17 protein-coding genes are annotated in these 18,391 nt (G+C 42.1%); 6 read left to right on the forward strand and 11 right to left on the reverse strand.

Going from position 1 to position 18,391, the window contains the following annotated elements:
• Nucleotides 1-63: 63 nt before the first annotated feature.
• The gene (leuS, locus tag ADH51_RS01125) at nt 64-2,565 is read right to left on the reverse strand and encodes a leucine--tRNA ligase (RefSeq protein ID WP_048673935.1); all 2,502 of its coding nucleotides are present in this window, start codon (nt 2,563-2,565) and stop codon (nt 64-66) included.
• A 173-nt stretch (nt 2,566-2,738) separates the two neighbouring features.
• Between leuS and ADH51_RS01130 the strand changes: the two genes are divergently transcribed.
• Both ADH51_RS01130 and ADH51_RS01135 read left to right on the forward strand, forming a co-directional pair.
• A complete protein-coding gene (locus tag ADH51_RS01130; RefSeq protein WP_048673937.1) occupies nt 2,739-3,506 on the forward strand; it encodes a DeoR/GlpR family DNA-binding transcription regulator in 768 nt (255 codons plus the stop codon).
• Nucleotides 3,499-4,308, forward strand: coding sequence for a Cof-type HAD-IIB family hydrolase (locus ADH51_RS01135; protein ID WP_048673939.1), 810 nt, complete (start codon nt 3,499-3,501; stop codon nt 4,306-4,308). The genes ADH51_RS01130 and ADH51_RS01135 overlap by 8 nt, the downstream gene beginning before the upstream one ends.
• 131 nt (nt 4,309-4,439) lie before the next feature.
• Here the strand turns inward: ADH51_RS01135 and ADH51_RS01140 are convergent, their stop codons facing one another.
• From ADH51_RS01140 to pbp2a, 5 genes are all read right to left on the reverse strand, one after another.
• Complete coding sequence (locus ADH51_RS01140) at nt 4,440-4,928, reverse strand: phosphatase PAP2 family protein (RefSeq protein WP_048673942.1); 489 nt, start codon at nt 4,926-4,928, stop codon at nt 4,440-4,442.
• A 130-nt stretch (nt 4,929-5,058) separates the two neighbouring features.
• Complete coding sequence (nusG, locus tag ADH51_RS01145; RefSeq protein WP_002883644.1) at nt 5,059-5,598, reverse strand: transcription termination/antitermination protein NusG; 540 nt, start codon at nt 5,596-5,598, stop codon at nt 5,059-5,061.
• A 200-nt stretch (nt 5,599-5,798) separates the two neighbouring features.
• Nucleotides 5,799-5,975 carry a preprotein translocase subunit SecE gene (gene secE, locus ADH51_RS01150; RefSeq protein WP_002883656.1) on the reverse strand — a complete coding sequence of 59 codons (177 nt, stop codon included), beginning with the start codon at nt 5,973-5,975 and terminating at the stop codon, nt 5,799-5,801.
• An 8-nt stretch (nt 5,976-5,983) separates the two neighbouring features.
• Nucleotides 5,984-6,136: a 50S ribosomal protein L33 gene (gene rpmG / locus ADH51_RS09725; protein ID WP_002886472.1), complete on the reverse strand. Its 153-nt coding sequence runs from the start codon at nt 6,134-6,136 to the stop codon at nt 5,984-5,986.
• A 48-nt stretch (nt 6,137-6,184) separates the two neighbouring features.
• Nucleotides 6,185-8,512 (reverse strand): penicillin-binding protein PBP2A, encoded by a 2,328-nt coding sequence (pbp2a, locus tag ADH51_RS01155; RefSeq protein WP_048673944.1) that lies wholly within the window; start codon nt 8,510-8,512, stop codon nt 6,185-6,187.
• Between the two features lie 65 nt (nt 8,513-8,577).
• On the opposite strand from pbp2a, the gene ADH51_RS01160 reads away from it, so the two are divergent.
• The 4 genes from ADH51_RS01160 (at nt 8,578) to ADH51_RS01170 (ending at nt 11,073) form a co-directional block, all read left to right on the forward strand.
• The gene (locus ADH51_RS01160; RefSeq protein ID WP_048673946.1) at nt 8,578-9,447 is read left to right on the forward strand and encodes an RluA family pseudouridine synthase; all 870 of its coding nucleotides are present in this window, start codon (nt 8,578-8,580) and stop codon (nt 9,445-9,447) included.
• A 182-nt stretch (nt 9,448-9,629) separates the two neighbouring features.
• Nucleotides 9,630-9,962, forward strand: a complete 333-nt coding sequence (locus ADH51_RS01165) for a TM2 domain-containing protein (RefSeq protein WP_021143504.1) — start codon at nt 9,630-9,632, stop codon at nt 9,960-9,962.
• Nucleotides 9,962-10,267, forward strand: a complete 306-nt coding sequence (locus ADH51_RS09730; RefSeq protein ID WP_081051368.1) for a DUF2752 domain-containing protein — start codon at nt 9,962-9,964, stop codon at nt 10,265-10,267. The genes ADH51_RS01165 and ADH51_RS09730 overlap by 1 nt, the downstream gene beginning before the upstream one ends.
• Before the next feature lie 101 nt (nt 10,268-10,368).
• Nucleotides 10,369-11,073, forward strand: coding sequence for a superinfection immunity protein (locus ADH51_RS01170; RefSeq protein ID WP_048673948.1), 705 nt, complete (start codon nt 10,369-10,371; stop codon nt 11,071-11,073).
• Nucleotides 11,074-11,157: 84 nt separating this feature from the next.
• On the opposite strand, the gene groL is transcribed toward ADH51_RS01170, so the two are convergent.
• From groL to ADH51_RS01195, 5 genes are all read right to left on the reverse strand, one after another.
• Nucleotides 11,158-12,777: a chaperonin GroEL gene (groL, locus tag ADH51_RS01175; protein WP_002883626.1), complete on the reverse strand. Its 1,620-nt coding sequence runs from the start codon at nt 12,775-12,777 to the stop codon at nt 11,158-11,160.
• Nucleotides 12,778-12,821: 44 nt separating this feature from the next.
• Complete coding sequence (gene groES / locus ADH51_RS01180; RefSeq protein ID WP_002883604.1) at nt 12,822-13,109, reverse strand: co-chaperone GroES; 288 nt, start codon at nt 13,107-13,109, stop codon at nt 12,822-12,824.
• 166 nt (nt 13,110-13,275) lie between these two features.
• On the reverse strand, nt 13,276-14,079 hold the full coding sequence (locus tag ADH51_RS01185) for an ABC transporter ATP-binding protein (RefSeq protein WP_002883592.1): 804 nt from the start codon (nt 14,077-14,079) through the stop codon (nt 13,276-13,278).
• Nucleotides 14,079-16,019, reverse strand: a complete 1,941-nt coding sequence (locus tag ADH51_RS01190) for an ABC transporter substrate binding protein (RefSeq protein WP_002883690.1) — start codon at nt 16,017-16,019, stop codon at nt 14,079-14,081. Before ADH51_RS01190 ends, ADH51_RS01185 begins: the two co-directional genes overlap by 1 nt.
• A gap of 481 nt (nt 16,020-16,500) precedes the next feature.
• The gene (locus ADH51_RS01195; protein ID WP_104020717.1) at nt 16,501-18,363 is read right to left on the reverse strand and encodes a proline--tRNA ligase; all 1,863 of its coding nucleotides are present in this window, start codon (nt 18,361-18,363) and stop codon (nt 16,501-16,503) included.
• Between the last annotated feature and the right edge of the window lie 28 nt (nt 18,364-18,391).

Raw genomic sequence — 18,391 nt, forward strand, 5'->3', positions numbered from 1 at the left:
GAATTATTATAGCATACAGCAATACAAAAAATCCTCCAGAGCTAAGCTCCAAAGGATTTATTTTTATTTCACAACGATATTAACGAGTTTATTTGGTACCGCAATCACTTTCACGATTTCCTTGCCATCAATCTCTGCTTTGACTTTTTCATTAGCAAGAGCAACTTCTTGCAACTCTTCGCGTGAAAGGTCTTTCGCAACCATGAGTTTGGCACGGACTTTACCTTTGATTTGAACGACGATTTCGATTTCGTCTTCAACCAACTTGCTTTCATCCCATGTTGGCCAAGCTACATAAGAGATAGACTCACCTGTTTCTGCGACTGTTTGCCAGAGTTCTTCTGCCAAGTGAGGCGCAAATGGAGCGATCAATTGGATAAATCCTTTGGCGTAATCCACATAGAGTTTATCTTCCTTGTTAGCAGCATTAACAAAGACCATGAGTTGGGCAATAGCTGTGTTGAATTTCATAGACTCGATTTGCTCAGTGACAGATTTAACAGTTTCGTTATAAACCTTGTCTAGAGCGCCATTGTTTTCCGCAACAATCTCTTTACTTGTAATCAAACGGTAAACACGGTCTAGGAATTTACGGCTTCCTTCCAATCCTTCTTCAGACCAAGCGATTGAGGCATCAAGTGGTCCCATGAACATTTCATAGACACGAAGGGTATCAGCACCGTATTGTTCCACCACATCGTCTGGGTTGACAACGTTCTTGAGGGATTTAGACATCTTGGCTGGTGCTTGCTCCAATTCTTCTCCTGTTTCCACATGGAAGAAGGAACCGTCACGTTTTTCAACTTTATCAGTCGCCACGAGAGCACCACGGTGGTCACGGTAGCTAGTTCCCAAGATCATTCCTTGGTTGAAGAGTTTTTGGAATGGCTCTTTAGTCGGTACAACACCAAGGTCATAGAGGAATTTATGCCAGAAACGAGCGTAAAGCAAGTGGAGCACGGCGTGTTCTGCACCACCCACATAGATATCTACTGGCAACCATTGTTTGAGGAGATCCTCGTCAGCCAATTTCTCTGTGTTGTGTGGATCGATATAGCGGAGGTAGTACCAGCTTGAACCTGCCCATTGTGGCATAGTATTAGTCTCACGACGACCTTTGACACCATCCTCACGAGTCACTTCAAGCCAGTCTGTCAAGTTAGCCAATGGGCTTTCACCAGTACCTGAAGGGCGGATGTCCTTGGTTACTGGCAAGACAAGTGGGAGTTCACTTTCTGGAACAGCTGTTGAAGTACCATCTTCCCAATGAATAATTGGGATTGGTTCACCCCAGTAACGTTGACGGCTAAAGAGCCAGTCACGAAGACGGTAAGTGATTTTTTCTTGACCAAAGCCTTTTTCTTCCAACCAAGCCACGATTTTAGCAATCGCTTCCTCTTTGTTGAGACCGTTCAAGAAGTCAGAGTTGACGTGAAGGCCATCTTCTGTGTAAGCAGCCTCTTCAACGTTTCCACCTTCCAAGACTTCTACGATTGGAAGGTCAAACTGTTTTGCAAATTCCCAGTCACGCTCATCGTGGGCAGGTACGGCCATAACAGCACCTGTTCCGTAGCTGGCAAGAACATAGTCCGCAATCCAGATTGGGATTTCTTTACCATTGACAGGGTTGACGGCATAAGCACCAGTCCAAACCCCTGTTTTTTCCTTGGCAAGGTCTGTACGAGCCAAGTCTGATTTAAGACTGGCTTGGTGTTTGTAGTCAGCTACAGCTTCTGCTTGTTCAGGTGTTGTGATGGCATCTACCAAGTCATGTTCAGGCGCCAAAACAGTGAAGGTCGCACCAAAAAGAGTATCTGGACGTGTCGTAAAGACTGTGAATTCCTTGTCAGTCCCCTTCACTTTGAAAGTGACATTAGCACCAGTTGATTTACCAATCCAGTTGCGTTGCATGTCCTTGATAGACTCTGGCCAGTCAAGGTCATCCAAGTCATTGAGCAAGCGCTCAGCATAGGCAGTGATTTTGAGCATCCATTGACGCATTGGTTTACGAACAACTGGGTAGCCACCACGCTCAGATGTTCCATCTGGAAGGACTTCTTCATTGGCGATAGCTGTTCCTAGTTCCTCAACCCAGTTTACTGGTACTTCCGCTTCATAAGCCAAACCTTTTTCGTAAAGCTTGGTGAAAATCCACTGTGTCCACTTGTAGTAATTTGGATCTGTTGTGTTGACTTCACGGTCCCAGTCGTAAGAGAAGCCAAGTGCGTTGATTTGACGTTTGAAGTTGGCAATATTTTCCGCTGTGAAGTCAGCTGGATCATTACCAGTATCCATAGCGTATTGCTCTGCAGGCAAACCAAAAGCATCCCATCCCATTGGGTGAAGGACATTATAGCCTTGGGCACGTTTGTAACGGCTGAGGATATCTGTTGCAGTATAACCTTCTGGGTGTCCTACGTGCAGACCTGCTCCAGATGGGTAAGGGAACATATCAAGCGCATAAAACTTAGGTTTTGAAGCATCTGTTCCTGTCTTAAACGTGTGATGGTCAGCCCAGTATTTTTGCCACTTGGGCTCGATTTCTTTATGATTGTAAAAACTCATGGTCTCTCTCCAATATTCGTAATGCTTCTATTATAGCATTTTTGAGGGATTTTTAAAGATGGTAAGGGAAGTTTAAGAGACGAATTGACCCTGGTTTAGTTTGCGTTTTTTTGCATTTTTGTTTACAAAAAAAGCAAAAAGATGCTATACTAGTATCAGAAAGCAGGTGACTCATGTATCAGGAGCAACGATTAGAGAAAATATTAACACTCCTGGAAGAGAGGGGAAACCTATCTGTCAAGGAAATGGTCGATGAATTAGGAGTTTCCAAAGACACTGTCAGAAGAGATTTCGACTGTCTCAGCCAGAGGAATCTGGCTCAGCGTACCCATGGTGGCATTCTTCCAGTAAAAAATACCACTGTTCTTGGCTTCCAAGAACGTCAGAAAGGACTCACTGAAGACAAGAAAAAAATGGCAGACCTAGCGCTTATCTTGGTCAAAGACCAAGCTCTACTCTTCTTCGATGTCTCTACCCTGATGCTTGAAGTTTCACAAAAATTGACTAAGAAGATCACTGTCTACTCCCACTCTTTGGACAACGCCTTGGTCCTAAGTGGTAAAGAAGGCGTTGACTTCCATCTCTTGGGAGGAAGATTTTACAGTAAAAACCGCTTCTACTATTCGCTTCACGAAGCCCAGCTCTTGCAACATCTACAATTTGACTTAGCCTTCTTTGGAGCGGCTAGTCTCAGTCAAGGAGTGGTCAGCTATGAAGATGAAGAGGACCTTGCTGTCAAACAACTGGCCATGCAAGCTGCTCGAACCAAGATACTTATTGCTGAATCTGATAAATATGAAAAGCATTCTAAATATATCTTGGGCAAGATTGAAGACTTTGACTACTGGATTACAGATAAGAAACCTGATCCTGATTTGGTCGAGACTCTTAAAGATAAAGTAATGATTTTATACGATGGAAAGGATAACGATTATGAGTAATATTCGTTTGATTATCAGTGACATTGATGGCACTATTCTCACTAGTAACCACCAGGTGGACGAGCAACTGATTGAGGTAATGCCAGAGCTTGAAAAGGCAAATATTCCCTTTGTTTTAGCTTCTGCCCGTTCGCCACTAGGGATGCAACCAATTGCTCATAAACTAGGACTTCATGACAATCCTATCGCCTGCTACAACGGTGCCTTAGTACTTGAGGGTGATCGTACTATCATCCAGCACCCTGTGGATAAAGCTGAGATTCAAGACCTTCTTAGCTACTTATCCACAGATTATCCAAGTGTCTCTGTGAATATCTACTCTGGCAAGGACTGGATCACCAACGAACTAGACAAATGGTCTCAGCTGGAAGGAAGTATCACGGGTGAATCTCCTATCATTAAGGAACTACAAGACACGGTCTCAGACTCAGAACCACCTATCCACAAGCTATTGTTGATTGATGAGGCTGAAGTTATCCAGGATCTACACCAAAAACTCCTAAGTATGGATTTTCCACATACAGCCTTCTACTTATCCAAAGATAACTACTTAGAAGTCACTGCCAAACATGTTTCTAAAGAACACGCTCTCCTTGAGGTTGCCAAATATTATGACCTTCCTCTTGAACAAGTCATGACTATCGGAGATAACTTCAACGATAGTCCTATGCTAGCTCTAGCTGGCCTAGGAATTGCTATGGGCAATGCACCTGAAGAGGTTAAGGAAACTGCAAACTTAGTAACGGCTTCAAATGATGAGCATGGAGTCGCTCAAGCTATTAGAGAACATGTCCTAAACTAAGCTAATATCTAATGGTGGGAACAGCCTTTAATTGCCAACTCGAATTTTAGAACAAAAGGAAAGGTGCCCTAGAGGTGCCTTTCCTTTTTTAACGAAAAAAGCCTTCCTCTCTCGAAGAAGACCCAAATTTTCTAAAGATAAAGAAGGAGACCTACAAGAATCCCAATGGCATAGCCTGCCATAACATCACTAGGATAGTGAACACCACCTAGCACGCGCAAAAAAGCTAGAGCCCCCGCCAGAAAAAGCATAGCCCCACCTAGCCATGGGTTAAGCATCAGTGCCAACATAGCAATGACAGTCGCTGAGAAAACATGCCGACTGGGAAAGGACTTACCCAGACTGTCCTTCTTAATAAGGGGTTGAATAGCCCAGGTCTGGTATGGACGCGGTCGATTGTAGAGGCTACGACCAAGAGAAAGAAGGAAAAAGCCTCCCCCCATAATAAGCACCGTCGTAGAGAGAACAAACCAACCATTCCTTAGCCAAACCCAAATAAGAAATATAGGAAAAAGCAGGTAAAAAGTCCTAGTTATAAGCCTGTTCAACCCTTCTAAAACCTTAGCGTAAGAACGCAAAGGACCGCTAATCCTATCGTAAAATCGTTTGTAATTCATCATCATCCGTTAGAAAAAAAGGGAGTGACACAGAACTAAATTTCAAAAATCTAGCTTCTAGCCTCTCCCCTCAAGTTTAATGAGATAGTCTTCCAAGGTTGAAGTCTCTTAGCCCAACCTCTTTTTATCTATCTTAAAGTTCAGCGATTTGGTAAAGTTCAAGTTCAGCAGCTGTTTCAGAACCAAACATGTTAATCATGATTTTAACCTTGTTGTTTTCAATTTCTACAACACGGCCTTCTTGACCCATAAAGGCACCATCGATGATTTGAACCACGTCACCAACCTTGATATTAGTATCAAAGACATCAACTGTTTGACCCATTGAAATCAAGATTTGACGGATTTCTTCTTCCAAAAGTGGTGTTGGTTTAGAACGGTTACCGTGAGAACCAACGAAACCAGTAACGTTCGGAGTATTACGGACAACGAACCATGCTTCGTCTGTCATTACCATCTCAACAAGAACGTAACCAGGAAAGCGGTTTTCCTCCACTTCTTTAACTTTACCGTTTTTCTCAACATTGACAGTTTGAGTTGGGATTTCAACACGCAAGATATTTTCAAGCATGTTATAAGTTTGGGCACGTTGCAAAAGGTTTTCTTTAACTTTGTTTTCGTATCCTGAATACGTTTGAAGGACGAACCAGCCCTTGTCGAATGAATCTAGCATTTTAGGATTCCTTTCTTTTTTCTAAATGGCATTTAAACACCTTTGGCTAGCTATCTTCTAGATTCGAGTGTTAAATGTAAATGAATGCCTATGGTTTAATTCAAAGCGTAATAAAAAAGCCTGGTGGCCCTTCTTCTCACTTTTATCTGCATTTATTATAACAAAAAAGAGCAGGCATTCCCACTCTTTTTGTGTTTTCTTTAGAAAAAGTTAATCAGTGCTGACATAGCGCGACTCAACAACTCATCAAATGCATAGATGATGACAGTGAAGAACGCAGTATACTCAAGAACTGAAATAAAATCGTGCCAGCGTTGTTTACGGTCTGGCCAAGTCGTGTCTTTCAAGACTTTGAAAATACTTCCAGTTTGTCTCACGGTGTCTCCTATCTTGTTTCCTTATGCAAGGTGTATTTTTTACAATGTTTACAAAATTTGTTAACTTCTAGTCGTGTTGGTTTGGGAGTGCTACTCACATTAATTGAGTAGTTTCGGCTCCCGCATTCAGCACACGCTAGGCTTGCTTTTTTCTGTGCCATAACGCCTCCGTTCTTTTTATCTTACCACTTTTAAATGCAATTGACAAGCTATCTGAATAGACCTGAGAAGGAGTCTGTAATCTTATCCCAAAGGCTGCTTGCCTGATCTTTAACGTCATTCACAACGTCTGATGCCTTGTCTGTCCATGACTTGTTACTGCTATTGCGCGAATCATTTGGGTCTGCCGTATAGTCTAGAGTTTGGCCGTCAGCTGCATAGGCATTTTCAACGGTAAACTCAGTACCTGGTGTATTTGGCAAAACATCCGCAGCGATATAGCTGAAGATTGTCGAAGCTGTTCCCGAGCTAGCTCCTGTTAGGTAGTGACTCTCGTCAGTCTTATCAAAGCCGATCCAGGTCGTCATAACCACATCAGGAGTATAACCAATCACCCACTGGTCACTAGTCAAATCTTTGTTAAATTCAGCCTGAACAGTACCTGTCTTACCTGCCATCGTGTAACCTGTGTAGTTGGCATTCACAGCGGAACCATTTGAGAAGGTACCAAGCATCATGCTGGTCATCTGGTTAGCTACTGACTGGCTGATAACACGTTTAGACTTCTTACTATGGGTAGCAATAATGTCTCCACTGGCATTTTCAATTTTAGTGATGAAATAAGCTGTATTCATCTCACCACCATTAGCAAAGGTCGCATATGCCTGAGCCATTTGAAGAGGACTGGCTGTCACACCACCACCAAGTGAAATTCCAAGTTCTTCCGGAACATTGTCAAAGTTAAGACCAAATTTTTGACCGTAACTAATCCCCTTTTTAATACCGATTTGATTAAAGAGGTAAACTGCTGGGATATTGTAGGAGTTGGCCAAAGCTTGATACATGGGCACATCCTCTGTCTCAACACCACCGTAGTTGGTTGGAGTATAGCCGTTATAGTCGATTGGTTTATTAGGAAGGTCCTTATTGATGCTCCATCCTGAAGCCAGAGCTGGGGCATAGACCACTAAAGGTTTGATGGTCGATCCAGGACTACGCTTCCCTTGAGTTGCATAGTTAAAGTTACGGAAGGTTGTATCACTAGTACCACCCACACGACCTACTAGACCACGTACCGCTCCAGTTGTTGGATCAAGTGCTACACTAGCTGACTGTGCTGTACTACCGTCACTTTCTGATGTAGGGAAGAGATAGGTATTTTCGTAGGTTTGTTGCATATTAGCTTGTGAGTTGGCATCCATCTCTGTGTAGATTTTGTAACCATTTTTAACGATTTCATCCTCACTCAAGCCATAAGTTTTCGTAGCTTCTTCAATAACAGCATCAAAGTAAGACGGATACTTGTAGTCATCGCCAGTCCCTTGATAGGTATCATCCAGGCGACTAGCCATATCAACTCCTGCCGCACTGTCGGCGTCTGCCTGACTCAACTTCTTGTCATCAACCATGTTGGCGAGGACAGTGTTTCTACGGTTGGTCGCATTTTTGATATTATCAATTGGGTTGTAAATTTCAGGTCCCTTAAGCATACCAGCGAGGGTCGCTGCTTCATCAACGGTTAGATTGGCAGCACTTGTCCCGAAGTATTTTTGACTAGCATCTTCAACACCCCAAACCCCATTTCCGAAGTAGGCATTATTGAGGTACATGGTAAGGATTTCTTGCTTGCTGTATTTCTTGGTTAATTCCAAAGAGAGGAAGAATTCCTTGGCCTTACGAGTGACTGTCTGTTCTTGTGTCAAGAAGGCATTTTTAGCCAACTGTTGGGTAATGGTCGAGCCACCACCAAAGCGTCCCATAGATACAATGGCCAAGAGAAATCGCTTGACGTTAACCCCGCTATTTTCATAGAAGGTACGGTCCTCAGTTGCTATAACAGCATTCTCTAGGCTATCACTAATGGCATCCAGCTCCACATAGGTCCCTTTTTGCCCTGACAAAGAACCAGCTTGATTGCCTTCTTTGTCATAGATAACCGTAGTTGCTTTCAAGGCATCTTGAAGATCTGAAACATTGGTCGTCTTGGCAATATAGAAAAGGTAGGAACCTACTGTCAGAACCAGCACAGCTACCATGATAAAGAGAATTTTACCAATATGATAGCGACGCCAGAAACGACGAATAGGATTTCTTGGTGAAAGTGTAAACTTGCTCAAGAACGCCTGAAACTTACCTAAAGGTTTGGTGGTATCAATAGGTTTCTTTTGCTTAGAACGTTGATAACGTGACGTCTCTTGACTTTCCTGAGACATATCTAGGTCTTCAACAGCTTGTTCAACCTCATCAGGTTTCTTAGCAAAGAGTCCCTTTATCTTATTTTGTAAATTCTTCGATTTTTCAGCAGGCTGGGAATCCTTACCCTTTCCGCTATTTTCTTCTTTAAAAAGTTTGTTTTTTAGATTATCAAAAAATGTCATAACCCTATTATACCAAGTTTTTACAGATTCTGTCCTCTTTTAAACGTTCATGATATAATGAAACCATGACTTTACACGTAGAAATTATCAATCCCTATCCTGCAACAACTGTCAAAGACTTGCTCGAAACTAAGCTCCTCATTCCTCGTAAGATTCGTCATTTCCTACGCACGAAAAAGCACGTCCTCATCAATGGAGAGACTATTAATTGGCAGAGTCCTGTTGAAAAAGGTGATAAGATTAGCCTGACCTTTGATACAGAGGACTACCCTGAAAAAATTATCCCTATGGGAAATGCCAGCCTAGTAGAGCCTCTCTATGAGGATCAGCATCTCATCGTGGTCAATAAACCTGAAGGAATGAAAACACATGGTAATGAACCCACAGAAATTGCTCTACTTAACCATGTTTCGGCCTATTGTGGGCAAACCTGTTACGTCGTTCATCGACTAGACATGGAAACTAGTGGGGCTGTACTCTTCGCAAAAAATCCGTTTATCCTGCCAATTCTCAATAGACTCTTGGAAGATAAGAATATTCAGCGTCAATACTGGGCATTAGCTGAAGGTAAATTCCAAACCAAGGAGACTGTGTACAATGACAAGATTGGACGCGACCGCCATGATCGTAGAAAACGGGTGGTTGATCCTAGAAAAGGGCAGGTTGCCTATACAACCGTCACACGCCTCAAAACCTTTAAAGGAGCTAGTCTGGTCAATTGCCAACTAAAAACCGGCCGGACCCACCAAATTCGTGTGCATCTGGCCCACCATGGGCATGCCATTCTGGGAGATCCTCTTTATAGTCACCGAACCGCATCTCGACTCATGCTCCACGCCCACACTCTTAGTTTCACCCATCCCTTAACACTCGAAAAAATCACTGTTAAGGCGAGTTCAGACAGTTTTGAAAAAGGGTTGAGAAATCACAAATAATAGAAGTAGGCTCATTCTCAAGCATAGTGCGAAAGGATTATCCTAATGATCCTCTAGTTATGACACAGTGGAAGCTTGCAAATAAGTTGCTTTTATTGACTTCAAAAGCCTTGACCACCTTGAATCTCCCTGGACATTATGTTAAGCTTTACATATCATATAAATTAGAGGAGTATTTAATTATGAATCCAGCAGATCAATGGTTAGCTATCAATGCCAAGTATTTCCCAACAGAACAAGTGCAGTACATCCGCCAACGCCTTGAGGCACTTCCTGAACAACAGCTTTCAATGCTTTACTCAATCAGCTTCCAAGATCCTACAATGATGCTTATTATCTCACTTTTCGGTGGTTCTCTTGGAATTGACCGTTTTATCTTAGGACACGTTGGCTTAGGTGTTGGTAAACTATTGACATGCGGTGGCTGTGGTATCTGGACTATCGTCGACTGGTTCCTTATCATGGATGCTACTCGCCAATCAAACGCTCAAAAACTCTTTGCAGTTATTGGCTAATGAAAAACTATTTCACACGCTTGTGGGCCTACCACCAGCGTTTTTTTAGATTATATCTCTTAGTTTTAGTGGCAGTTTATGGAGTCTACCTTTTGCATCTGCCAACACCACTCAGTTTAATCCTAAGACCATTTGGACTTAAGGGTTGGAGCGCAGGCCTAACACGCGCTAGTGTTAGGCTCTTACACCTAGATTGGCAAGGAGCCTGGAACTATAATCCACTGATATATCCTCTAGTGGTCTATATCCTAACCTATTTCTTTCTCTTTCCCATCTTTAGTGATAAGAAGATTATTAGGAAATAAAGCAAACACTCTTATTCGATTCCCATTGCCGTCCCCTTACACTATTGCTATAATTGTAATTATCAACATTTTTATAATCAAGTTATCTGGAGGTTATACACATGAAACAACAAGATTGGATTGATTTTTTCCAAGCAGTTAATGGTCGTAATCCAAGTATTCAAGAAATGGCTGAAGCAGCTCAGAAAGGCGAGTTTGTCCGAGAAACTCCCAAACCAACTGTCGAAATAACAAAAACTGTCCCACAAAAAGACACTGTAGAAACTGCCGAAAATGATGTTGACAATTATGATGTTGCTGAAGAACCACTAGCTGATACCAACTTAGAGGAACTACAGGATTTACCAAATACTAGCCCCGCGTCAAGTCAGACTAATGCTACCTTCCAACATCCAAATCATAACTTTAACGAGACTTGGACGCAACACGAAAGTAAGTCTCAAACAAACCTCATCATGATAGCCATCGCTTCTATCCCAGTTATCCTCTGGGCTCTTGCAATGATACTCTTTGGAATTGCCAGTGATGAGCTTAGTGGCGGCTTGCTCACGGCTTTTCTCTCCATCATCATTTCTTTACCCTTGGTAGTACTTCAAATATTACCAGCTCTTCTAAATAAAACCGATAAAAAATGGCCAATCTTTATCCTATCCTTTCTTCTAGGCTGGACATTCATCGGTTGGATCATCCTTCTTGCTGTTTCTATCAATACGAATAAGGAAGCAGAACGCATTAGACAACAACAAATGATGATGCAAATGGCAGGTCAACAAGGAAGTTCTGATACATTTAACCCTTTTCAGTAATTAACAACAAATAATTGAAAAAAAGAAAACCCAGAAAAAGTTTCTCGACTTTCCCTAGGTTTTTTCTTTTGCTTTTTTAAACTCTTAGTAGCCCATCATTCCTGGATCCATAGCTGGTGCTGCTGGAGTTTCTGGTTCAGGTTTATTGGCAACGACTGCTTCAGTTGTCAAGATAAGACTAGCTACAGAAGCAGCATTTTGGAGGGCAGAACGTGTGACCTTAACAGGGTCGATAATTCCTGCTTCAACCATATCTACCCATTCACCGTTAGCAGCGTTAAAGCCTGTACCAACTGGGCTGTTCTTCAATTTATCGATGATAACTGAACCTTCATAACCAGCGTTATAAGCAATTTGACGAACTGGTTCTTCCAAGGCACGGAGGACAATGTTACGTCCTGTAGCGTCGTCACCTTCAAGATCAAGTTCAGCAACCTTAGCAATGACGTTAACAAGGGCTGTACCACCACCTGCTACGATACCTTCTTCAACAGCGGCACGAGTAGCGTTAAGGGCATCTTCGATACGAAGTTTCATTTCTTTAAGGGCTGTTTCAGTGGCCGCACCAACCTTAACAACTGCAACCCCACCTGACAATTTAGCCAAACGTTCTTGAAGTTTTTCACGGTCAAATTCAGATGTTGTTGTTTCCAATTGAGACTTGATGAGGTTAACACGGTTAGCAATCGCTTCTGTGCTTCCTGCACCTTCAACGATAACTGTACTATCTTTATCCACAGTTACTTTAGAGGCTTGACCAAGTGCTGCCATAGTTGCATCCTTAAGCTCAAGACCAAGATCTTCAGTAATGACAGTTGCTCCTGTCAATACGGCAATGTCTTCCAACATCGCTTTACGACGGTCACCAAAGCCAGGTGCCTTAACAGCAACGACATTGAAAGTTCCACGAATCTTGTTAAGAACAAGTGTAGGAAGAGCTTCACCATCCACATCATCAGCAATGATCAAGAGTGGACGACTTGTCTTAAGCACTTCTTCCAAGAGTGGAAGGACATCTTGGATATTTGAAATTTTCTTGTCAGTCACAAGGATAAATGGATTATCAAGGTCAGCGACCATTTTTTCATTATCAGTAACCATGTACTGAGAAAGATAACCACGGTCAAACTGCATACCTTCAACCACTTCGAGTTCTGTCTCCATACCACGAGACTCTTCAATAGTGATAACACCATCATTACCCACACGTTCCATAGCTTCTGAAATGTATTCACCAACTTTTTCAGAACGTGATGAAACCGCTGCGACTTGGGCAATAGCTTCTTTATTAGCAACTGGTTGTGCAATGGCTTTAAGCTCTTCCACGGCTGTAGCTACAGCTGCTTCAATCCCACGACGGATACCGATTGGATTAGCACCAGCCGTTACATTTTTGAGACCTTCACGAACAATAGCTTGTGTCAAAACAGTGGCTGTAGTTGTTCCGTCACCGGCAATATCGTTCGTTTTTGAAGCGACTTCGCTGACAAGCTTAGCACCCATATTTTCAAAGTGATCTTCGAGTTCAATTTCTTTAGCAATTGTCACACCATCATTAGTGATAAGAGGTGAGCCAAAAGCTTTTTCCAAAACCACGTTACGACCTTTAGGACCAAGCGTTACCTTAACTGTATCAGCCAAAGTATCAACACCACGGACCATTGCTGCGCGTGCATCTGATGAAAATTTAATATCTTTTGCCATAGTTACTCCTTCTTTATCTTACTTTATATCTGATTAGCATAGACCTAAGCTAGGACTGCTAAAATGTCTGCTTCACGGATAATTGAAACGGAATCATCTCCGTCTTTAACATTGACACCTGCACCATTTTCAACAAGAACTTTATCGCCTGCTGCAACACTAGGTGCAATCAATTCACCAGTAAGAGTACGGATTCCTTCACCTACTGCCAAAACCTCAGCAGTCTTTGTAGCTTCATGACTGGCCCCTGCCAATACAAAGCCACTAGCTGTTTTTTCTTCTGTTTCTTCAAAACGGACAACGATACGATCACCCAATGGTTTCAATGCCATACCAATTACCTCCAAATGTTATTTATTATTAGTAACGTGTGAAACGTTATTTTTAGCACTCATAAACCACGAGTGCTAATCCATATATTTATTTTAGCACTTGGTCAAAAATAGTCAAGAAAAAACTACCCAAAATCTGAACTTTGGATAGTTTCTTTTTTGTTTGTTAACCGAGTACCAAGGCATCGTCATTGAGGACTTGTCCACTATTTTTGTGGAAGAGGTCCATAAGTTCTGCAACAGTGAGATTTTTCTTTTCTTCACCTCGCACATCGACGACGATTTTACCGTGATAGAGCATAACCAGACGGTTCCCATATTCGATAGCATGTTCCATATTATGGGTAATCATAAGGGTTGTCAATTCTTGTTCTTCAACGATCTTACGTGTCAAATTCATGACCATATCACTTGTCTTAGGATCTAGGGCTGCTGTATGTTCATCCAAAAGCAAGATTTTGGGACGCACCAAGGTTGCCATAGCAAGTGTCAAGGCCTGACGTTGTCCACCTGACAAGAAATTAGCATCAGTCTTCATACGATTCTCAAGACCAAGACCAAGATCTACCAAGGCTTCCTTGAAGACTTGACGTTCGCTTTCAGTGATAGACTTTTTAAAAAAGCTACGTTTCTTACCACGACGATAGGCAATCGCCATATTTTCTTCGATAGAAAGGTTTGTCGCTGTCCCCATTCGAGGATCTTGGAAAACACGGCTAATGTCTTTAGAGCGCTCATCTACAGATGCTTTCTTAATAGATTGCCCCTCCAACAAGATATCCCCCTCATCAATGCTAAGAACACCAGCAATTGAATTCATCAAGGTTGATTTACCAGCACCATTTCCCCCAATAACAGAGATAAAATCTCCCTGTTCAATGTCGAGATCCAAACCACGAAGGACGTGATTTTCATTGACCGTGCCTTTTTCAAAGGTTTTATGAATCTGTTGTAAACTAAGTAAAGCCATTACTTGTCACCTCCTGGAGTCAAGGATTTGTTAGGTCTGATTTTCAATTTTTGTCGTACTTCTGGCACATAAAGGATGATAGCAAGCAAGATGGCTGAAGCCAATTTCAACATTTGAGCATCAACGTTCATGGCAAGGATAATAACCAAGACCAAACGGTAGAGAACAGCTCCTACGACAATTGACCAGAGGCGTTTGCCAAGTGGTAGATACTTGACGATAACTTCGGCTAAGATGATTGCAGCCAAGCCATTTACGATTGTACCAGTACCCATATTCATATCCGCATAGCCATTGTTTTGAGCTAGGAGGGCACCTGATAGGGCAATCAAACCATTGGAAATCATGTAGCCAAGAATCTTCATACGGTCAACCTTGATACCATTGGCTTCACCCATGGCAAGGTTATCACCTGTTGCACGAAGAGCAAGTCCAACCTGTGTATTAAGGAGAACAACCAACATAAGTACTACCAGACTAACAAAAATCAGTCCTAATAGAATCACACCATTCAGCTTAGATAGACCAAGATCCATAACCATAGTCACCAGCGTGTTGTGTCCTGAAAGAGAGACATTGGCACTTCCAAGAACCAAAAGGTTAACTGAATAGAGCCCTGTTAAGGTAATAATCCCCGTTAAGAGTGCTGGTATCTTCATTTTCGTATGCATAAAGCCAGACACAGCTCCAGCAAGCATACCAGCTACAAAACCACCTAGAGTCGCAAAGATTGGGTTAATCCCACGGATAATCATGATAGTTGTCGTAGCAGCACCAAGTGGGAAGGCCCCCTCAGCTGTCAAATCAGCAAGGTCCAAAATACGGAAGGTAATGAAGACCCCGATAGCCATAATAGCCCAGAGAAGCCCCTGAGAAATGGCTGTTAGCACCACATTTGAAAATCCTTTTTTAGAAGACTTATTGACCTTAAGCTTAATGACACCCTTATCTTTTTTAGCAATTGGTTTGTCATCTTGTGTTGATGCTTTAGATTCCTCGTCACTAATGCTAGAAACATCAATACCAAGTTCTTTAGCCATGTCATGGTTAACCACAACATTTAGGGTTTTAGGATACTCGGCATCGACATCCTTGACCTTCTCACCTCGGAGAACACGGCCTGCCAACTTACCTGTTTGACGTCCAAGCGCTTCATAGTTGGTTCCATAAGTGAATAGGACACCTTTTTCTACACTACCAGCGTCACTACCAACAACTGGAACCTTAGTCTCTTTAGAAAGATCTACCAAGGTATTAATAGCACTAACAATAGTATTATCAGTTGGGATGAAAATCACTTCGGTTTGACTCATCAAGCTCTTGGCTGTGTCTTGGATATCATTGGTTGATGAAATTCCTTTGATAACCGTTTCAATACCAGCTTCCTTGAAGTATTTCTTGGCTTCTTCAACCTGAACTTCTGAGTTACGCTCGCTGGTCGTGTACATAATCCCAACTTTTTTAGTGTTTGGAAGGACCTTTTTCAACAACTCGACTTGTTTGTTGATTGGTGACATGTCGCTTGTCCCTGTCACATTTCCTCCAACATTGTCCATAGACTTAACCAATTTAGCTGAAACTGGATCTGTGACAGCTGTAAAGAGAATTGGCTTGTCCTTTGTCAAACTACTCAAAGACTGGGCTGCTGGGGTTGCGATAGCTAACATGACATCATTATCTTCAATAAGCGACTGAGAAATCGTCTGCAAGTTAGACTGATCTCCTTGTGCATTCTGATAATCGATTTTGATGTTCTTACCGTCGACGTAACCTTCCTCTTTGAGTTCTTCAATGAACCCTTTACGTGTCGCTGACAAGGAAGGATGTTCCACATATTGGAGCACACCGACGTGAACCAAATCTTTATTAGAAGCATTGGAACATGCTACCAAGAGGACAGCTGTAATAACAGCCATCATACTGACCAAGAATTTCTTCATCTTGTATACCTCTATTTTTTATTCTATCTATTTCCAATTTTCTTTCATCTTTTTTCCGAGACGATAGAGTCAAATGAAAATTAAAAATAGACCACGGTATGAAAAAAACCAGTTAGGACAGGCCCAACTGGTTTTATGCATCTTGACTAGCACAGGCTAGCTTATGTCACCGGTTAGACCTATTCATCTAATCGGCTAATCCATCACAAAATGCTTTAGCTTCATAGATACAAACTGACTGACGCTTGTATCCTGAAACACAAACGTCCTATCTAAAGAAACTAAAGTAATAAAAAGCTTTAAGATTTCCCAAATGGGTCGCTTTGTTAAGCATGTGATGCCTCCGTAGTTATGATAGTCTTAAGTTTACACTATTTAGACAATTCTGTCAAATTGGAATTTACTCTCTTTTCTCTCAATTTATCATTGTCACTACAAAAGAAAAATCTCTTCTTGCTCCTGCAAGAAAAGATTTTTTATATTAAGCATTTTGTTCTGTTGTTAAGATAGCAAGTGTCTCAATCAAGTTATCGGCATTAACTTCAATAGTATCACCTGTTGCCTTGATTTTAACTTCGACAACACCTTCGCTGGCTTTTTTACCAACTGTCACACGGATTGGAAGTCCGATAAGGTCACTGTCAGAGAATTTAGAACCAACACGCTCATTACGATCATCTGTCAAGACATCATAGCCTTCAGCCATAAGAGCAGCTTCCAAACGTTCTGTCAGAGCATTGGCTTCCTCATCCTTAGTGTTAACTGTAATCAAGTGAACATCATATGGAGCCAATTCTTTAGGGAAGTTAATTCCCCATGCATAGCGGTATTGACCTTTTGGTGTCTTGTTAACAAAGAGACGTGCATGTTGTTCGATCACAGCTGACAAGATACGGCTTACACCGATACCGTAACATCCCATGATAATTGGAACAGCACGGCCATTTTCATCAAGAACATTAGCACCCATACTTTCAGAGTAACGTGTACCAAGTTTAAAGATATGACCAATCTCGATACCACGCGCAAACTGAAGGACACCTTGACCATCTGGTGAAATTTCACCCTCTTTAACTTCACGAATATCCACGTATTCTGCCTTGAAGTCACGCTCTGGGTTAACCCCTGTCAAGTGGTAACCATCTTCATTGGCTCCAACGACCGCATTAGCCACGTCTTGAACCTTACGGTCCGCAACGATACGAACATTTTCAGGAAGGTTAACTGGACCAAGAGAACCGAAGTTAGCGCCAAAGACTTGACGTGCTTCATCTTCTGTAGCTGGTTCAAGGAAATCAGCAGCAAGGTAGTTTTTCAACTTCACATCGTTAACCTGATCATTACCGACAAGAAGGGCCACCACTGGTTCATCATCAGCAATGAAAAGCAAAGTCTTGATGGTTTGTTCTTCTGGAACATTCAAGAAAGCAGCAACTTCATCAATTGACTTGCAATCTGGTGTTTCAACACGAGTCACTTCTTCTTGAGTCACAACCTTAGTCGCTGGTGTGTAGGCATTTGTTGCCATCTCAAGGTTAGCTGCATAGCTTGACTCTGTAGAGTAGGCAATTGTGTCTTCACCAGATACCAACCATGATGTCAATTCTTTCTTGATTTCTTCCATGACATCTTCTGGAATCTCATCCAATGAAGCAATTGACTTGTCAAGAACTACCCAACGGTTGAGATCTGTACGCTCAGGAGTAACCGCCATAAATTCTTGAGAATCCTTACCACCCATGGCACCACCATCACCGATGATACCCTTAAATTCAAGGCCAGCACGTGTAAAGATAGCCTCATAAGCTTTACGGTAGTCTTCATAAGTGACATCCAAATCTTCATAGTTTTGGTGGAAACTATAAGCATCCTTCATGATAAATTCACGTGTACGAAGAAGACCGTTACGAGGACGTTTTTCATCACGGTATTTTGATTGGATTTGATAGAGATTAAGTGGCAATTGTTTGTATGATTTAACCGCATCACGAACCAAGGCTGTAAACGTTTCTTCGTGAGTTGGACCGAGGATAAAGTCAGATTTATCACGGTTTTTAAGTTTATAAAGGTCTTCACCGTAAGTTTCATAACGGCCTGACTCACGCCACAAATCTGCTGTCAAAAGTGCTGGCGCCAACATTTCAACCGCACCGATTTTTTCAAACTCCTCACGCATGATGGTTTTGAATTTCTCGATAGCACGATTTGCCAATGGCATATAAGCATAGATACCAGCAGAAACCTGACGCACGTAACCCGCACGTACCATAAGGGCATGACTGATAACTTGAGCATCACTTGGCATTTCACGAAGTGTTGGAATCAACATTTTACTTTGTTTCATCATTTACATACTAAGGAGGCTGGCCCTT

The organism is Streptococcus sp. 449_SSPC, assembly GCF_001073005.1.
In the GTDB taxonomy this organism is placed as follows: domain Bacteria; phylum Bacillota; class Bacilli; order Lactobacillales; family Streptococcaceae; genus Streptococcus; species Streptococcus salivarius_F.